Source organism: Pseudonocardia sp. McavD-2-B, assembly GCF_024124365.1.
GTDB classification, from domain to species: domain Bacteria; phylum Actinomycetota; class Actinomycetes; order Mycobacteriales; family Pseudonocardiaceae; genus Pseudonocardia; species Pseudonocardia alni.
Genome location: NZ_JAMXSG010000110.1, coordinates 1 through 17,432, shown reverse-complemented (window position 1 = coordinate 17,432; position 17,432 = coordinate 1). Strand labels below are relative to the sequence as shown.

Sequence of the window (17,432 nt, the reverse complement as noted above, 5' to 3'; positions counted from 1 at the left end):
TCGGCGACCGCGGCGAGCAGCGCGCCACCGGTGCCACGCCGGTGCGCGGCACCGACGCAGACGTGCACGCCGACGTCGCCCGGGCCGACCGGGAACGCGCGGGCCAGCGCGTGCCGCACCGGGCGGTAGATCTCCAGGTACGCGATCGGTCCGGCGGCCGGGTCGCCGGCGGGCTCCACGAGCACGGCGGCGGTACCCGACCCGGCGCCGTGGCCGTCCAGCTCACGAGCCCAGCGCTCGTCGGGCCAGGGCTGACCGAAGAAGCGCACCACCTCGGGCCTGCGCATCCAGTCCCCGACGGTGCGCAGGTCGGCGCCGTGCGGACGGGCCGGACGCAGCAGGTACTCCCCCGCGCGGCCGGGCACCGGCGGGTCGGTCACCGCCGGCGCACCCGCCCGCAGCAGCGGGTTCGGCGTGCGGTGCCACCGGGCCGGGTGCAGGACCGGGCGACGCCACAGGTGCGCCGCGGTCAGCCAATGATGCAGCAGCCGCCGCACCCGGCCGGGGCGCTCGGCGTCACGGGCCGCGGCGAGCCGCTCGGCCAGCGCGGTGAGCTCCGAGCACTCCGGCCGAGCCGCCGGGCCGGTTGCCCCGACCAGCGGCAGCAGGCCCGACACCAGTACCCGGTCGGTCAGGTCGGCGTCGGAGACGCGACCCGCCTCGTGGTGCAGCAGGGCCAGCGCGACCGCCACCGGGTCGGTGCCACCGGCGGGCTCCGGCGGGCCGCCGGCCGGCCCCTGTTCCGGGGCGGGACCGTCGGCGGCCGCCGGGACCGGACCCGGCGGCAGCGGTCCGGGGCCGCCGCGGGCGGCGAGCTCGGTACGCAACGCGGCGGCCAGCTCGTCGGGACCCGGGTGGGGGTCGACGGCACCGTCGGTCGTGGCCAGGGCGATCCGGGAGAACCGGTGCAGGCCGACCGGCGAGGCGTGCTCGACCTCGGCGACGACGTCCATCCCCACCGCGGGCAACGGCAGGACCAGCGGACCCGGCGCCGGATCGGCGCCGATGTCGAGGAGGGCGTGTCGCAGGATCCGTTCCCGGCGGGCGGCGGGAGTCATCAGGTCAGGTAACCCCCCATGCGGCGGAAGTGGTCGCCGGCGACGTGCTCGACCCCGTCGGCGTCCTTGACCCGCTGCAGGACCAGGCCGTACTGGCCGCCACGCCAGGCGTCCGGCCCGGCGACGACGACCACCCCGCTCCCCTCGCGGGCGAAGATCCGCCCGTTGGTCCCGCCGCAGCGCTCCCGCGACACGGTCGCCTCCAGCACCCGCAGCCGCGCCCCGTCGTGCAGGCACCAGGCGTTCGGGTACGGCCCGGTCTGCGCGCGCACCAGGTTGACCAGGTCGGCCGCCGGACGGTCCCAGGGGATGCGGTTGTCCTCGTCGGCCCGCTTGTGGAAGAACGACGCGTGCGCCGGGTCCTGGGTGAGCCACTCGTGCGGACCGTGCTCGACCCGGTCGAACGCCTCGAGCGCGAGCGGTCCGAACAGGAGCACGGTGCGCTCGAACAGGTCCTCGGTGGTGTCGGTCGGGGTGACCGGCACCGTGCGCTGGCAGATGATCGGGCCGCGGTCGAGCTCGGCGTCCATCCAGTGCGCGGTCACGCCCACCTGGCTCTCGCCGTTGATCAGCGCCCAGTTCAGCGGGGAGAACCCGGCGTAGCGCGGGAGCAGCGAGTCGTGGGTGTTGACCGTCCCGCGGGGCGGGGCGGAGAACACCTGCGGGGAGATCCAGGTGCGCCAGTTGCAGGCCACCCCGATCTCGGCACCGGACCCGGTGATCGCGGTGACCAGCTCGGCGTCCACGGCCTTCTCCCGGTAGAGCACCGGGATCCCGTGCTCACGGGCCAGGTCACCGAGCGACTCCTGGAAGATCACCGGGGACGGCTCGCCCTCCTCCGGGTGGCTGACGACGAGCACCACCTCGTGCCGCGAGTCCAGCAGGTCGGCGAGCAGCCGGGCTCCCCACTTCTGGTATCCGAACAACACGACACGCACGAGGTGTCGACCTCCTCCTGGGACGGGACCCGATGACGGGCGGCGACCGGTGCGCCGACCGGGGAGCGGCGAGACACACCCCGCCCTCATGATCGCCACGCGCTGGTGAGGTTAGCCTCTCTTCATGACCGAGCACAGGGGCACCGGTGACGCACGGGTCACCGCACGCGAGGTGGTCCGCAGCACGATCAGGTCGTTCCGCGGCCGGGTCGCCGCGGCCACCGTCCTGCTCTGCGGGCACCAGGTGGGTGAGGCGCTGGTACCGGTCCTGGTGGGCGTGGTGATCGACCGCGCGGTCGCGACCGGCGACGTCGGCAGCCTGGTGATCTGGCTGCTGGTACTGGCCGCGGACTTCGCGATGCTGTCCTACAGCTACCGGTTCGGCGCGCGGCAGGCCCTGCACGCCGACCTGCGTGCCGACGCCGGGCTCCGCACCCGCGTGGCGGCGCGGCTGCTGGACCACCGGGGCGGCGCCGAGACCGGCAGGCTGCCCGGCTCGGTCACCTCGATCGCCGTCGCCGACGCCAAGCGGGTCGCGGTGATGAACTTCTGGATCCCGACGGCGGCGGCCGCGGCGGCGGCGCTCGTCGTCGCCGCCGTCGCGCTGCTGCGGATCTCGCTCCCCCTGGGCCTGCTCATCCTGCTCGGCACCCCGCCGCTGCTGTGGCTGATCGGCCGGGTCGGCCGGCCGCTGGAGCGGCGCAGCGGCGCCGAGCAGGAGCGGGCCGCACGCGCGGCGGGCACCGCAGCCGACCTGGTGTCCGGGATCCGCGTCCTCAAGGGACTGGGCGCCGGGCCCGCCGCGGCCGAGCAGTACGCGGCCAGCAGCCGCACCGCGCTGGGCGCCACGCTGCGGGCGACCCGCGCCGAGGCCGGTTTCCTCGGCACCGTCCAGCTCGCGAACGGCCTGTTCCTCGCGGTCATCGCGCTCGTGGGCGGCCTGCTCGCCCTCGACGGGTCCATCACCGTCGGCAACCTGGTCTCCGCGGTCGGGCTCGCCCAGTTCCTCGTCGGGCCGCTGCAGACCCTCGGCATCGCCGGGGCGCGCTTCGCCCAGGCGCGGGCCTCGGCCGGGCGGATCGCCGAGATCCTCTCCGCGCCGCCCGCCGTCGGCCCCGGCCACGACGGCCGCGATGCCGGCCCCACCGCCGACCCCACCGACCCCGCCGCCGCGCTGGCGGTCACCGGGCTGCGGCACGGCCCGCTCGACGGCCTCGACCTGCAGGTGCCCGCCGGTCAGCTGCTCGGCGTGGTCGCCCGCGACCCGTCCGCGGCGACCGCACTCGCCCGCTGCCTGGCCCGCGACATCGCACCCGAGGAAGGGCGGATCCTGCTCGGCGGCACCGGCGTCGACGACCTCGCCCCGGCCGCCACCCGGTCCACGCTGCTGGTCGCGGCGCACGACGCGCACCTGTTCACCGGCACCGTCCTGGACAACGTCACCGCCGCGACCCGCGACGGCGCCGCGGGGTCCGCGACGGTCGCGGCGATGGCCGCGGCCCGCGCCGACCAGGCCGTCGAGGCCCTCCCGCAGGGCGCGGACACCCCGGTGACCTCGCGCGGCAGCTCACTGTCGGGCGGGCAGCGCCAGCGGGTCGCACTGGCCAGGGCGCTGGCCGCCGATCCCCCGGTCCTGGTGCTGCACGACCCCACGACCGCCGTCGACGCCGTCACCGAGACCGAGATCGCGGCCCGGCTGCGCGAGCACCGCACCGGCCGCACGACCGTGCTCCTCACCACCAGCCCGGCGCTCCTCGCGGTCACCGACCGCGTGGTGGTGCTGCGCGACGGCCGGGTCGTCGCGGACGCGACGCACACCGAGCTGATGACCGACGACACCGACTACCGCAGGGTGGTGACCGGATGACCACCGGGACCGAGCCGTCCGGACCCCGTCTGCTGCCCGTCGCCGACGGGCGCCGCACCCGCGCCGTCCTCGGCGAGCTGCTCCGGCCGCGCCGCGGGACGGCCGTCGCCGCCCTCGTCGCGCTGGTCGCCGGGTCGGCGGTGAGCCTGGTGGCGGCACCGCTGCTGGGCCGGATCGTCGACCTCGCCGCCCGCGGGGCGGCGCCGTCGGCGCTGACCGCGCCGGTCGCCGCGCTGGCCGGGGTCGCGGTCGTCCAGGGTGTGCTCGCCTTCGCCGGGATCGCGCTGATCGCCCGGGTCGGGGAGACGATGCTGGCCCGGCTGCGGGAGCGCTTCGTCGCCCGCGCGCTGGACCTGCCGCTGGACACCCTGGAGCAGGCCGGGTCCGGTGACCTCACCGCGCGCGTCACCGACGACGTCAAGGTCGTCGGCGAGGCGGTGCGCGAGGCGCTGCCCGAGTTCGCCAGGGCCGCACTGATCATCGGCCTGACCCTGGTCGCGCTCGCCGCGCTGGACTGGCGGTTCCTGCTCGGCGCGCTGCTGGCGGTGCCGATCCAGGTGGTCACCGCCCGCTGGTTCCTGCGTCACTCCGGCCCGCTCTACGACGACGAGCGCATCGCGGGCGGGGCCCAGCAGCAGCAACTGCTCGACACCGCGGCCGGGGTGAGCACGGTGCGCGCGTTCCGCCTCACCGACGACCACCTGGACCGGGTCCGTGCCCGCGCCGAGGCCGTCGCCGGGATCGGGCAGCGGCTCGTGGTGCTGCAGACCCGCTTCTTCGGCCGGCTCAACGCCGGTGAGATCCTCGGTCTGAGCGGCGTGCTGGTCGCCGGGTTCGTGCTGGTCGGCAACGGCAGCACGACGATCGGTACGGCGAGCGCGGCGGCGCTGTACTTCATCAACCTGTTCACGCCGATCAACATCATGCTGTTCCAGCTCGACGCCGCCCAGTCCGCGGTCGCCGGGTTGCGGCGCATCGTCGGCGTCGCCGAGATCGACCCGCCCGCCCCGCCCGCGGACCCGGCGGTGCCCGCCGACGCGCGGGTGCGGGTGCGCGGCCTGACCCACTCCTACGTCGACGGCCACCCGGCACTGTCCGGGGTGGACCTCGACCTGGCGCCCGGCGCCCGGGTCGCGCTGGTCGGGACCAGCGGGGCGGGCAAGTCCACGCTGGCCAAGCTCGTCGCCGGGATGCACACCCCGGACGCCGGATCGGTCGAGATCGGCGGCGTGCCGCTGGAACGCATCGACCAGCGCGGCGGGCGGCCGCCGGTGGTCCTGGTGACCCAGGAGGTGCACGTGTTCGCCGGGCCGCTCGCGGAGGACCTGCGCCTGGCCCGCCCGGACGCCACCGACGACGACCTGCGCGCCGCCCTGGCCACGGTCGGCGCGGCGCCCTGGGTGGACCGGCTGCCCGACGGGCTGGAGACCGTCGTCGGGGACACCGGGCACGCGCTGACCGTGGTGCAGTCCCAGCAGCTCGCGCTGGCCCGGCTGGTGCTGGCCGACCCGCCGGTGGTGATCCTCGACGAGGCGACCGCCGAGGCCGGCAGCGCCGGCGCGGCGGAGCTGGAACGCGCCGCCGATGCCGCGCTGGCCGGCCGCACGGCCGTCGTCGTGGCGCACCGGCTCAGCCAGGTCGCCGACGCCGACCTCGTGCTGGTGCTCGAGGGCGGGCGGACCGCGGAGACCGGCACGCACGCCGAGCTGGTCGCCTCCGGCGGCCGCTTCGCCCAGCTGTGGCAGGCCTGGACGGGTCTGCGCGGTGAGTCCGTCCGGCGTACCGGCGACTGAGGTAAGGATCTCTTGACCTGACCTGGGACTTAGGTAAGCCTCAACTGCCACATCGGATCACCGGGCAACGACGGCCCCGTCGTCCCGGGTCGAGAGAACAGGAACGTCATGCCTCACGCCTCACCGTCCAGGGGACGGTTCCGTCCACTGCTCGTCGCCCTGCTCGGTGTCCTCGTCCTCGCCGGGTGCTCGTCGGCGCCGTCGGGCGGCGGCGCCGAGGCCCCCGCGGCCCCGGCCGCGTCCGGCACCTTCCCGGTGACCGTCGAGCACAAGTACGGCTCCACCGAGATCACCGCCGAGCCCGAGCGGGTCGTGACCCTGGGCTACACCGACCCGGACGCGCTGCTCGCCGTCGGGATCGCGCCGGTCGGCATCGTCGACTGGTTCACCCAGCCCCCGGCCGGTAACACGTGGCTGTGGCAGGAGCAGGGCTTCGCCGGGCAGACCCCCGAGGTCGTCGGCGTCCGCGAGGAGTACCAGCTGGAGAAGATCGCGGCGCTCCAGCCGGACCTGATCATCGCGTCGTACTCGGGCATGACCCAGGAGCAGTACGACCAGGTCTCCCGGATCGCGCCGACGGTCGCGCAGCCGAAGGGCTTCGAGGACTACACCGCGTCCTGGCAGGTCATGACCCGGGAGATCACCAGGGCCGTCGGCCGTGAGCAGCAGGGCGACGAACTGATCGCCGCGACCGAGAAGAAGATCGCCGACGCCAAGGCCGCGCACCCCGACTGGGCGCAGCAGACCGCCGTCGCGGTCTCCTACGACACCCCGAACTACTTCGCGTTCGCCGGTGGCGACATCAAGGCCGACCTGCTCGCCCAGCTCGGCTTCCGCGCCCCCGAGGCGATCACCCGGGCCGCGGCCGGGACGAGCGAGGCGCAGCTGAGCCCGGAGCAGGCCGGCGAGTTCGACGTCGACAAGCTGCTCGTGCTCGCCCCGACCGAGGCCGCGAAGGCCGAGATCCAGGCGCGTCCGGAGTTCAGCAGGCTCGACGCCGTCCAGCAGGGCCGGGTGCTGTGGATGCTCAGCTCCGACCGCACCGAGCCGCTGCCCGCCGCGCTGAGCTACGGCAGCGTGCTCAGCCTGCCGTACGCGATCGACAAGCTGGTGCCGGAGCTCGAGGCGCTCCCCGCCACCCAGGGCTGACCACGGGGCGCACCCCGCGCACACGAGAGGGGGCCGGTCGCACCGCGACCGGCCCCCTCCGTCGTGCTCAGCCCTGCCCGGTCACCTCGCGCAGCGCCGCACCCCACCGCCGGCCGAGGTCGGCGACGACGGCGTCGTCGAACACCGCCACCGGGTGGATCAGGTCGGCGTGCACCCGGGGTCCGTCCACGCCGTCGACGGTGCGGGCGATGACGGTCAGCGGGAACCGCTGACGCATGTCCGGCTCGACGGCGACGTCGAGGACGTCGTCCTCGTCGGCGAAGCCCCAGTCGCGCGGGGCGCGCCGGTCGAACCGGCCCAGGTAGTTGAACTCGATCTCGGGCAGCGGAAGCGGCGCGAGCTCCGCGGCGGTGTCGGGGTTCAGGTGGCGCAGCAGGCCGAATCCGATGCCGTGGTCGGGCTCGCCGTCGAGGTCGGCGACCAGCCGGTCGCGCACCTGCCCGGCGGGTCCGCGCGGGTCGACCGCGACCGGCCGGATCGCGGTGAACCAGCCGACGGTGCGGGACAGGTCCGGTCGCGCCGCGACGGCCTCCTCCTCCCGGCCGTGTCCCTCCATCGCGAGCGGCACGACCCCCTCGGCGGGGGCGCCGTGGTGGCGCGCGAGGCCGGCGACGGCGATCCCGAGCCCGGCGGCCAGTGCCCGGTCCGCACCGGCGGCGAGGACGGCGGCCGACAGGTCCGCGGGCAGCTCCACCGGGTGCACCCGGTTGGTGCCGTGCCGGTCGCGGTCCGGGTCGAAGGGCGTCGCCAGCGGCAGTGCCACCCGCGGTCCGGCCAGGACCGACCGCCACCGGCCGGTCTCGGCGACCCGCTGCGGGCGGGCGGCCTCGGCGGCGAGCATCGACGCCCAGGCGCGGTAGGACACCGGGACCGGCGGCGGCGACGGCTCGCGCCCCGCGTCCTGGGCGGCGACGGCACCGGCGAGATCGTCGAGCAGGATCCGCCACGACACCCAGTCCACGGCGACGTGGGCCACCACCAGCAACAGGCGGCCGGGGGCGTCCGGTCCGGCGTCGAACCAGACCGCCGACAGCATCGTGCCGGAGCCGGGGTCGAGCCGGTCGCGCGCGGCGAGTGCCTCCTCCCCCAGCTGCTCGCGCACCTGGTCGGCGGTGTTCGCCGCGCTGACCGGCACCTCCCGCAGCACCGGGCCGGGCACCGCGGCGGGGACCTCCAGGCCGTCGGCGGTGCGCCGGGCGCGGAGCATGCCGTGCGTGGCGAGCAGCGCGCCCAGGGCGCGGCGCAGCACCGGCCCGGTCAGGCCGGCCGGCGTGCGCACCAGCACCGACTGGTTGTAGCCGGGCGCGTGCGGGTCGACCTCGGTGAGCCAGTCCAGGATCGGGGTGGACCCGACCGGCCCGACGCCGTCGTCGTGGGTGTGGTCGTGCGCGACCGGCTCGGCGACGGTGGCCAGCCCGGCGACCGTGCGCTGCCGGAACACCTGGCGCGGGGTGAGCGCCAGCCCGGCCGCGCGGGCCGCGGACACCAGCCGGATCGCGATGATCGAGTCCCCGCCGAGGGCGAAGAAGTCGTCGTCGGCGCCGACCCGGTCGACGGCCACCAGCTCGGCGACCAGCCCGGCCAGCACCCGTTCCGGACCTTCGGCGGGCTCCCGGCCGCTCCCGGTCGCGGGGGCGGGCTCGGGCAGCGCCCGCTTGTCGACCTTCCCGTTCGGGGTGCGCGGCAGCGGCCCGTCGAGCGCGACGAGGTGCGCCGGGACCATGTGCTCGGGCAGCCGCCCGCGCAGGTGCTCGGCGAGGCCGGCGGGCACCGCGGTGCCGCCGCCCGCCGGGACGACGTAGGCGTCGAGCCGGGTGACCGGGCCCCGCCGACGTACGACGACCGCGGCCTGCGCGACGTCCGGGTGCGCGGCCAGGACGGCCTCGATCTCGCCGGGCTCGATCCGGTAGCCACGGATCGTGACCTGGTCGTCGGAACGGCCGAGGAACTCCAGGACCGGCTCGCGGTCGGGGTGCTCGGCGCCGTCGTCGAAGCGCAGCCGGACGCGGTCGCCGGTGCGGTACATCCGGGTGCCCGGCTCCCCGAACGGGCAGGCCACGAAGCGGTCCGCGGTGAGGGCGGTGCGCCCCAGGTAGCCGCGGGCCAGCCCGGCCCCGGCCACGTACAGCTCGCCGGGGACGCCGGGCGGGACGGGGGTGAGGGCGTCGTCGAGGACGTAGGTCCGCACGCCCGGGTCGGGGCGCCCGATCGGTGACCGGAACGCGGTGCCCGGCCGCGAGTGCCACAGCGTGGAGTTCACGGTGGCCTCGGTGATCCCGTAGGCGACGTGCAGGTCCAGGTGCGCGCCCCAGCGGTCGATCAGGTCCGGCGGGACGGCCTCGGTCCCGGCGAGCACCGTCGACCCGGCCGGGAGCGACGCCTCCGGCGGCAGCGCGGTGATCAGCGACGGCGGCAGGATCAGGTGCGTGAGCCGCTGCTCGGCGAAGAACCCGGTCAGCTCGGACGGGTCGGCGTCGCGGCCGCGCAGCCGCTCCGGGGCGACGACGAGCCGGGCCCCGGAGCACAGCGCCATGCACAGCTCGAACACGAGCACGTCGAAGCCGGGCGCGGAGAACTGCAGGACCCGGGAGTCCGCGGTGAGCCGCATCCGGTCGCGGGCCAGCTCCAACAGCTCGCCGATGCCGGCGTGCGGCAGGACCGCGCCCTTCGGGCGTCCGGTCGAGCCGGAGGTGTAGATGACGTAGGCGGCGCCCGCCGGGTCGGTGGGCGGGTCCGCCGGGGCCGGGCCCGGCTCCGGAGGCGCCGGGACGAGGTGGGTGACGCCGTCGACGGCGGGCAGCAGGGCCGCGGCGTCGCCGGTCGTCACGACCAGCCGGGTGCCGGAGTCGGTGAGCAGGTACTCCAGCCGCTCGGCGGGCAGGTTGAGGTCCAGCGGCAGGAACGCGCCACCGGCGCGCAGCACCGCCAGCACCGCGACGACCATCTCGACCGACCGCGGCACCGCGACCCCGACGACGGTCTCCGGGCCGACGCCGCGGGCGCGCAGCTCGCGGGCCAGAGCGGCGGTCTCGACGTCGAGCCCGGCGTAGTCGAGCTCGCGGTGCTCGTCGGCGACGGCGACCGCGGTGGGCCGGTCGGCGACGGAGCCGGCGACCATCTCCCACATCGTGCGGGCGGCCGGGACCGGGCCGCCGTCGAGGGCGCGGCGGGCCCGGTCGGCCTCCCCGGCCGCGGCGACGTCGATCCGGCGGACCGGGCGCCGCGGGTCGGCCACGACGGCGCGCAGCACCGTGGTCAGCCGCTCCCCCAGCGCGTGCACGGTCGCGGCGTCGAACAGCTCGGTGCGGTACAGCAGCCGCACCCCCAGCGGTTCCTCCGGCCCGCCGTCGCGGAACTCGACGACCAGGTCGAACTGGGCGCGGGCGGGCGGCTGCGGCTGCTCGCCGACGGTGACACCGGGCAGGACCAGCCCCGACTCGCGGGCGGTGCCACCGGCGCGGTGCACCACCATCACCTGGAACAGCGGGGTGGTGTCGGCGCTGCGGTCCGGGTTGACCGCGCGCACCACCGACTCGAAGGGCACGTCGGCGTGCGCGAACGCCTCCAGGTCGGCGGCCCGGACCCGGTCCAGGACCTCGGTGAACCCGGGGTCGCCGGACAGGTCGGTGCGCAGCACCAGGGTGTTGACGAAGAACCCGACGACGTCCTCCAGTGCCTGGTCCGCGCGGCCGGCGACGGGGGCGCCCAGCGGGATGTCGTCGCCGGCGCCGAGGCGGTGCAGCAGGACCGCGACCGCGGCCCGGGCGAGCATGAAGGTGCTCGCACCGGCGGCGCGCGCCGTGCGGCGCAGCTCGGCGCCGAGCGCGGGGTCGATCGGCACGTCGACCGCGTCGCCCGCCATCGTCGGGGACGCGGGCTCGGGCCGGTCGGTCGGCAGGTCCAGGCGCTCGGGCAGCCCGGCCAGGGTGCGGGTCCAGAACCCGAGCTGGCGGCCCGCGACCGACGACGGGTCGGCCGGGTCGCCGAGCAGCTCCCGCAGCCACAGGGTGTGGTCGGCGTACTGCACCGGCAGCGGGGTGAGGCGGGGCGCGCGGCCCGCGGACCGGGCCGCGTAGGCGGTCGCGAGGTCGGCCAGGAACGGCCGGTCGGACCACTCGTCGGTGGTGACGTGGTGGAGCACGAGGACCAGCACGTGCTCGCCGGTGTCGGACTCGGTGAGCAGCAGCGCCCGGACCGGCAGGTCCGATCCCAGGTCGAACGGGCGCCGGATCTCCGCCGCCACCTCCGCCGGGGTGGCGGCGGCGTCGAAGGTGCGGCGCACGAACGGCACCCGGGCCGCCGCGGCGTCGACGACCACCTGGACCGGGACGCCGTCGCCCCCGTCGACGAGCAGGGTGCGCAGCGACTCGTGGCGGGCGACGACGTCGTGCAGCGCCTGCTCCAGTGCGTCGGCGTCCAGGGCTCCGGCCAGCCGGAAGGTGATCGGGAAGTGGTAGGCGCTGTCGCGGCCCGCGTCGGCGTCGAGCCGGTCGAGGACCCAGAGCCGGTGCTGCGCCGACGACGCGGGCAGCGGCTCCGGGCGGGGCCGCGGCGCCAGCACGGGGCGGGCAGGACCGCGCTCGGCGCCGGCCGCGTCACCGGCGTCGAGGTGGGCGGCGAGCCGGGCCGGTGTCGGCTCGGTGAACAGGTCGCGGATCGACACCTCGGCCCCGAGCGCGGTGCGCAGCCGGGCGACGATCCGGGTGGCGAGCAGCGAGTGCCCGCCGAGGTCGAAGAAGTCGTCGTCCACGCCGACCTCGTCGAGGCCGAGGACCTCGGCGAACACCGTGCAGAGGGCCTGCTCGGTCGCGGTCTCCGGGGCCCGCGACGGCGCCGCGGCGGCGCGGGCGTCGGGGACGGGCAGCGCGCGGGTGTCGAGCTTGCCGTTGGCGGTCAGCGGCAGCTCGTCGAGCAGCACGAACGCCGACGGCACGAGGTGGTCGGGCAGGGCTGCCCGCAGGTCCTCGCGCAGCACCGGGACCAGCTCGGCGGCGAACCGGGCCGCGGCCGGGTCGGTCGCCTCGGGCGCCGCCGGGTCCCCGGCGCGGTGCAGCCCGACCAGTGGACGGCCCGCCGGATCGGCCCCCACGAGCACGACGTCGAGCACGCCGGGCCCGTCCGGGGACCAGGTCGGCTCGGCGTCGCGGCCGTGCCGGGCGGCGAGGGCGCGCAGCGCGTCGGGCTCCGGACCGTCGGCCGGGCGGCCCTGCTCGGTCGCGAGCCGCACGTCCGGGACGCCGGTGAGGCGCAGGCCGGTGGTCCCGGCGTCGGCGAGCAGCCGGTCGACGTCGTCGAGCGAGGACAGGTCGGTGCCCCAGCGCAGGGTGCGGGCCGGGTCGGCGCGGCGCACGTCGGCGCCGGGCAGGTGCAGCTCGACATCGTAGCGGTGGCGGGTCAGCTCGTTGTGGGCGTCGCCGCGCTTGGCGCGCACCGCGACCTCCGCGCCGAGACCGGCCGCGACCCGGTCGAAGAACGCCGGGGCGAGCAGCAGCTCCTTCTCCAGGGCCAGCGACCGCTCCGCCGCGGCGTCGACCGCGGCGGGGTCGGCCCCGTCGCCGAGCCGGGTCCGGGCGATCGCGGTGTGGAACGCGTGCAGCGTGTCCGGGCGGCGCACGTCCCCGACGACGATCCGGCCACCGGGGGCGAGCAGCTCCGCGGCGCCGGTGAGGACCCGCTCCAGGTAGCCGGCGTCGGGGAAGTACTGCACCACCGAGTTGATCACGACGGTGTCGAAGTGGCCCCGCGGCAGCCCGGACAGGTCGTCGGCGGGCCGGGTGTCGAGCTCGACGTGGCCGTAGCGGGCCGGGTCGTCGGCGAGCGCGGTGCGCAGCGCGGTGATCACCGGCTCGGCGAGGTCGGTGCCGCGGTACTCGGTGACCTCGGGGGCGAGCGGGCCGAGCAGCAGCCCGGTGCCCACCCCGATCTCCAGCACCCGCTGCGGACTCAGTGCCCGGATCAGGTCGACGGTCGCGGCCCGCCACTGCGACATCTGCGCGAACGGGATGGGATCGCCGGTGTAGGAGGAGTCCCAGCCGGCGTAGTCCTCGGTGGACACCGCGACCGGGATCCGGGAGTACTCCTCGGAGTAGATCGCGCGCCACTCGTCGACGGCGCCGGCGGCGGTGGCCGCGCGGTCGGCCTCGTCGGGGGCGGCGGGGACGACGTAGCCGACCAGCCGGAGCGACCCGCCGTCCGGGGCGGGGACCGGGACGACCGCCGAGCGCGACACCAGCGGGTGCCGGTCGAGGCGGGCGGTGACCTCTCCGGGCTCGACGCGGTGCCCGCGGATCTTCACCTGGTCGTCGGTGCGGCCCAGGAAGTCGAGCAGCCCGCCGGTGCCGGGGCGGCGCCGGACCAGGTCACCGGTGCGGTACATCCGCCCGCCCGGGCTCCACGGGTCGGCGACGAACCGCTCGGCGGTCAGCGCGAACCGGTCGAGGTAGCCGCGGGCCAGGCCGTCGCCGGCGATGTACAGCTCACCGGCGACGCCGTCGGGCACCGGGCGCAGCCACGGGTCCAGGACGTGCGCGACGGTGTTGCTGATCGGCTTCCCGACCGCCGGGGTGGCCGAGTCCGCGGTCCCGGTGCCGAGGGTGTTGATCGTGTACTCGGTGGGGCCGTAGAGGTTGTAGCCGAGCACGCCGTCGGCATCGCGCAGGGTCGACCAGACGGCGTCGGACACGGCCTCGCCGCCGAGCAGCACCAGCGGCATCGGGCGCCGGGCGAGCAGCCCGGTCTCCAGCAGCGCCGCGGCGTAGGTCGGGGTCACGTTGACGACGTCGACCTCGTGGGTGTCGCAGTAGGACACCAGCCGGTGCGCGTCGCGGCGCAGCTCCTCATCGGCCACGTGCACCTCGTGCCCTTCGACCAGCCAGAGCAGCTCCTCCCAGCTCATGTCGAACGCGAAGGACACGGTGTGCGCGACCCGCAGCCGGGCGTCGGGCCCGCGGCGGGCGCGGACCTCGGCGACCACCGGGTCGAAGATCTCGCGGCGGTGGTTGAGCTGCATGTTCGTCAGCCCCCGGTACGGGGTGACGACGCCCTTGGGCCGCCCGGTGGAGCCGGAGGTGTAGATGACGTAGGCGGGCAGGTCGAGCCGTGCCGGGTTCCCGCGGGCGAAGCTGCCCAGCTCGGCGTCGGGGATCGGGCCGGGGTCCAGTGCGGCGCGCTCGGCCGCGACGGCCGGGTCGTCCAGCGCGACCGTGGGCACACCGGCGTCGACCAGGGCCGGGGCGACCGCGGTCGTGGTGAGCACCGCGACCGGGCGGGCGTCGCGCAGGGTCTCGACCAGCCGCGCGGCCGGGTGGTCCAGCTCCAGCGGCAGGTACGCCGCGCCCGCGCGCAGCACCGCGAACAGCGCGACGACGGTCTCGGCGGAGCGCGGCAGCCCCAGCGCGACGACGGTCTCGGGCCCGGCGCCGCGGGCGCGCAGGAGCCGCGCGGTGCGGTTCACCGCCGCGTCCAGCTCGGCGTAGGTGAGCCGCACGTCCCCGGCGACGACGGCGAGGTCGTCGCGGGCGAGCGCGGCCCGGTCGGCGAGCAGGTCGGCGACCGTCGCGGTGCCGGTGTCGACCCGGCGCCCGGTGCGGTGCGCCTCGACCTCGGTGCGCTCGTCGTCGCCGAGCGGGTCGATCCGCGCGACCGGGGAGTCGGGGGCGTCGAGCAGACCGTGCAGGACGCGGCGCACCCGCTCGACCCAGCGGGCCGCGGACCGCTCCCCGACGGTGTGCGACAGGGTCAGCCGGAACCGCTCGCCGGGGGTGACCGCGAGGGTCAGGGCGTAGTGCGTGGTGTCGGTGCTGGTCAGGTCGGTGATGCCGTGCCGGGCGCCGAGGTCGGCGACCCGCTGCTCACCGCCCTCGGGGCGGTAGACGAACAGCGTGTCGAACAGCGTCCGGTGCCCGGAGACCTGCTGGATCTCCCCCAGCCCGACGGTCTCGTGCCCGAGCAGCGCGAGCCGCTCGGCCTGCACCCGGGCGAGCAGCTGCGCGCCGGTCTCGCCGGGGCGCAACGCGACCCGGGCGGGCACGGTGTTGAGGAACAGCCCGATCACGTTCTCCACGTCGGGCACGGTCGCGGGCCGCCCGGCGACCGAGGTGCCGAACACGACGTCGTCGCGGCCGGTGCCGGCGGCCAGGGCCAGCGCCCAGACCGTGGAGAGCACGGTGTTGGGGGTGACCGCGGTGGCGCGGGCCAGCTCCCGCAGCCGCGCCGAGGTGTCCGCGTCGAGGTCGAGGTGGGTCTCGGCGACCTCCCGCGGGCCCGCGGCGGGGACCGGCGCGGTGAGGGTGGGCTCGTCGAGCCCGGCGAGTGCGTCCCGCCAGGCGGCCCGGCCGGGCTCCGGGTCGCGGGCGGCGATCCAGGCCAGCAGGTCGTCGTAGCCGCCGCCGGGTGGCGGGGGCGGCGACCCGGCGTAGGTGTCGAACAGCCCCTCCAGGAACAGCCAGGCCGACCAGCCGTCCCAGATCAGCAGGTGGCGGTGGATCAGCAGCCGGTCGCGGCCGTCGCCGCGCAGCACGGTGATCCGGAACAGCGGCGGGGCGCTCAGGTCGAACGGCGCGGTCCGGTCGGCGGCGGTGAGCCGGTCCCGTTCCGCCTGCGAGCCGGTGTGCACCAGACGGACCGGCGGGGCCGGGTCGGCGGCGACGAACTGCACCGGCCCGTCGAGGCCGTCGGCGGTGAACCCGGCACGCAGCGTGGGGTGGCGGCGCAGCATCGCGGTCACCGCGTCGCGCAGCCGGTCGAGGTCGATCTCGTGGTCGAGCTCGACGGTCTCCTGCACGGTGTAGGCGTCACCGGCGGCGGTGACGGTGCCCGCGGTGCCGTCGAGGGTGGCGTGGAAGTAGAGGCCCTCCTGCAGCGGGGACAGCGGCCAGACCCGTTCGACGTCGTCGCCGGCGATCTCCCGCACCCGGGCGAGGAAGGCCGCGTCGGGGTCGGGCAGCGGCGGTACCGGCTCGGCGGCCGTCCCGGCCCGACCGGCGACGGCGGCCGGGGTGCGCCCGGCCAGCACGTCGCCGGGCCCGACGTCCAGCCCGGCCCGTCGCGCCCGCGAGGACACCGCGATGGAGGTGATGGAGTCCCCGCCGAGGGCGAGGAAGTCGTCGTCGGGGCCGACCCGGTCGCGGCCCAGGACCTCGGCGAACGCCGCGCACAGCACGCGCTCGACCTCGGTGGCGGGCTCGCGGTCCGACCCGCCCGCGGCGACGTCCGGGGCGGGCAGCGCGGCCTGGTCGAGCTTGCCGTTGGGGGTCAGCGGCATCTCCTCCAGCACGACGACCGCGGCGGGCACCATGGCCTCGGGCAGCACCCGGGCCAGCGCGGCGCACAGCCCGTCGCCGTCGGGAGCGGCGCCGGCGGCGGGCACGACGTAGCCGACCAGCGACGGGGACGGCCCGTCCCGGCGGACGACGACCGCCGCGCGGCCGACCCCGTCGGTCGCGGCGAGCACCGCCTCGACCTCACCCGGCTCGATGCGCTGCCCACGGATCTTCACCTGGCCGTCGGAGCGGCCGAGGTAGACCAGCTCGCCGTCGACGCGGCGCACGACGTCGCCGGTGCGGTAGAGCCGCTCCCCCGGCGCGCCGAGCGGGTCGGCGACGAAGCGGTCCGCGGTCAGCCCGGGGCGGGCGTGGTAGCCCCGCGCCAGCTGCACGCCGCCGAGGTACAGCTCGCCGGGGACCCCGTCGGGGACCGGGCGCAGGCAGGCGTCCAGGACGTGGGTGCGGGTGTTCGCGACCGGCACGCCGATCGGGACGACGGCGCCCGGGTCGGCGGCGACGGTGTGCGCGGTGACGTCGACGGCGGCCTCGGTGGGCCCGTAGAGGTTGTGCAGCGCCACCCCGGTCAGCGCGTGCCAGCGCCGGGCCGCGGCCGCGGACAGCGCCTCGCCGGAGCAGAACACCCGCCGCAGCGTGGCCGCCCACCGCGGGTCGGCGACGACCTGCTCGGCGGCGAGGAAGCCCTCCAGCATCGAGGGCACGAAGTGCAGCGTGGTGATCCGCTCGTCGCGGACCAGCCGCGCCAGGTACTCGGGGTCGCGGTGCCCGCCGGGGGCGGCGAGCACCACGGTCGCGCCGGTCGAGGGGGCCCAGAAGAACTCCCACACCGACACGTCGAACCCGGCGGGGGTCTTCTGCAGCACCCGGTCGTCGGCGGTGAGCGGGTACGCGTCCTGCATCCAGTCGAGCCGGTTGCCGATGGCGCGGTGGCTGACCACGACGCCCTTGGGCCGCCCGGTCGAGCCGGAGGTGTAGATCAGGTAGGCGGCGTCGTCGGGGTCCGGGTCGGGCAGCGCGGCAGGCACCGGGCCGTCGGCGAGCTCGGCGACGGCGAGGCGGCGCACCCCGGGCAGGTCGGGCAGCGGGTCGGTGCCCGCGGGCACCAGCACGGTGTCGACGCCCGCGTCGGCGGCGGTGAACGCGATCCGCTCCGCCGGATGCTCCGGGTCCAGCGGCAGGTACGCCGCCCCGGCGCGGACGACGCCGAGCAGCGCGACCATCAGCTCGGTCGAGCGCGGCACGGCGATCCCGACGACGCTGCCCGGTCCGGCACCGCGCTCGCGCAGCGCCCCGGCCAGCGCGGCCGAGCGGCGGTCCAGCTCGGC

At 76.7% G+C, this 17,432-nt stretch carries 6 protein-coding genes; 3 read left to right on the top strand and 3 right to left on the bottom strand.

Annotation, left to right across the window (positions count from 1 at the left end; all coding sequences use genetic code 11):
* Positions 1–1,058 (bottom strand): GNAT family N-acetyltransferase (locus NH602_RS15875; protein WP_253068211.1); only part of this gene is annotated, 1,058 nt, incomplete at its 3' end.
* The gene (locus tag NH602_RS15870) at positions 1,058–1,996 is read right to left on the bottom strand and encodes a methionyl-tRNA formyltransferase (RefSeq protein ID WP_073574560.1); all 939 of its coding nucleotides are present in this window, start codon (positions 1,994–1,996) and stop codon (positions 1,058–1,060) included. The genes NH602_RS15875 and NH602_RS15870, both read right to left, overlap by 1 nt.
* A gap of 124 nt (positions 1,997–2,120) precedes the next feature.
* On the opposite strand from NH602_RS15870, the gene NH602_RS15865 reads away from it, so the two are divergent.
* The 3 genes from NH602_RS15865 (at position 2,121) to NH602_RS15855 (ending at position 6,805) form a co-directional block, all read left to right on the top strand.
* Positions 2,121–3,863, top strand: coding sequence for an ABC transporter ATP-binding protein (locus NH602_RS15865; RefSeq protein ID WP_073574559.1), 1,743 nt, complete (start codon positions 2,121–2,123; stop codon positions 3,861–3,863).
* Positions 3,860–5,656, top strand: coding sequence for an ABC transporter ATP-binding protein (locus tag NH602_RS15860; RefSeq protein ID WP_253068210.1), 1,797 nt, complete (start codon positions 3,860–3,862; stop codon positions 5,654–5,656). Before NH602_RS15865 ends, NH602_RS15860 begins: the two co-directional genes overlap by 4 nt.
* Positions 5,657–5,764: 108 nt before the next feature.
* On the top strand, positions 5,765–6,805 hold the full coding sequence (locus NH602_RS15855) for an iron-siderophore ABC transporter substrate-binding protein (RefSeq protein WP_073574557.1): 1,041 nt from the start codon (positions 5,765–5,767) through the stop codon (positions 6,803–6,805).
* A gap of 67 nt (positions 6,806–6,872) precedes the next feature.
* On the opposite strand, the gene NH602_RS15850 is transcribed toward NH602_RS15855, so the two are convergent.
* Complete coding sequence (locus NH602_RS15850) at positions 6,873–17,426, bottom strand: non-ribosomal peptide synthetase (protein WP_256494882.1); 10,554 nt, start codon at positions 17,424–17,426, stop codon at positions 6,873–6,875.
* Between the last annotated feature and the right edge of the window lie 6 nt (positions 17,427–17,432).

Bases quoted from the DNA above. Each gene is read 5' to 3' on its own strand.
- NH602_RS15865 (WP_073574559.1), top strand. From the start codon at position 2,121: ATGACCGAGCACAGGGGCACCGGTGACGCACGGGTCACCGCACGCGAG.
- NH602_RS15860 (WP_253068210.1), top strand. From the start codon at position 3,860: ATGACCACCGGGACCGAGCCGTCCGGACCCCGTCTGCTGCCCGTCGCC.
- NH602_RS15855 (WP_073574557.1), top strand. From the start codon at position 5,765: ATGCCTCACGCCTCACCGTCCAGGGGACGGTTCCGTCCACTGCTCGTC.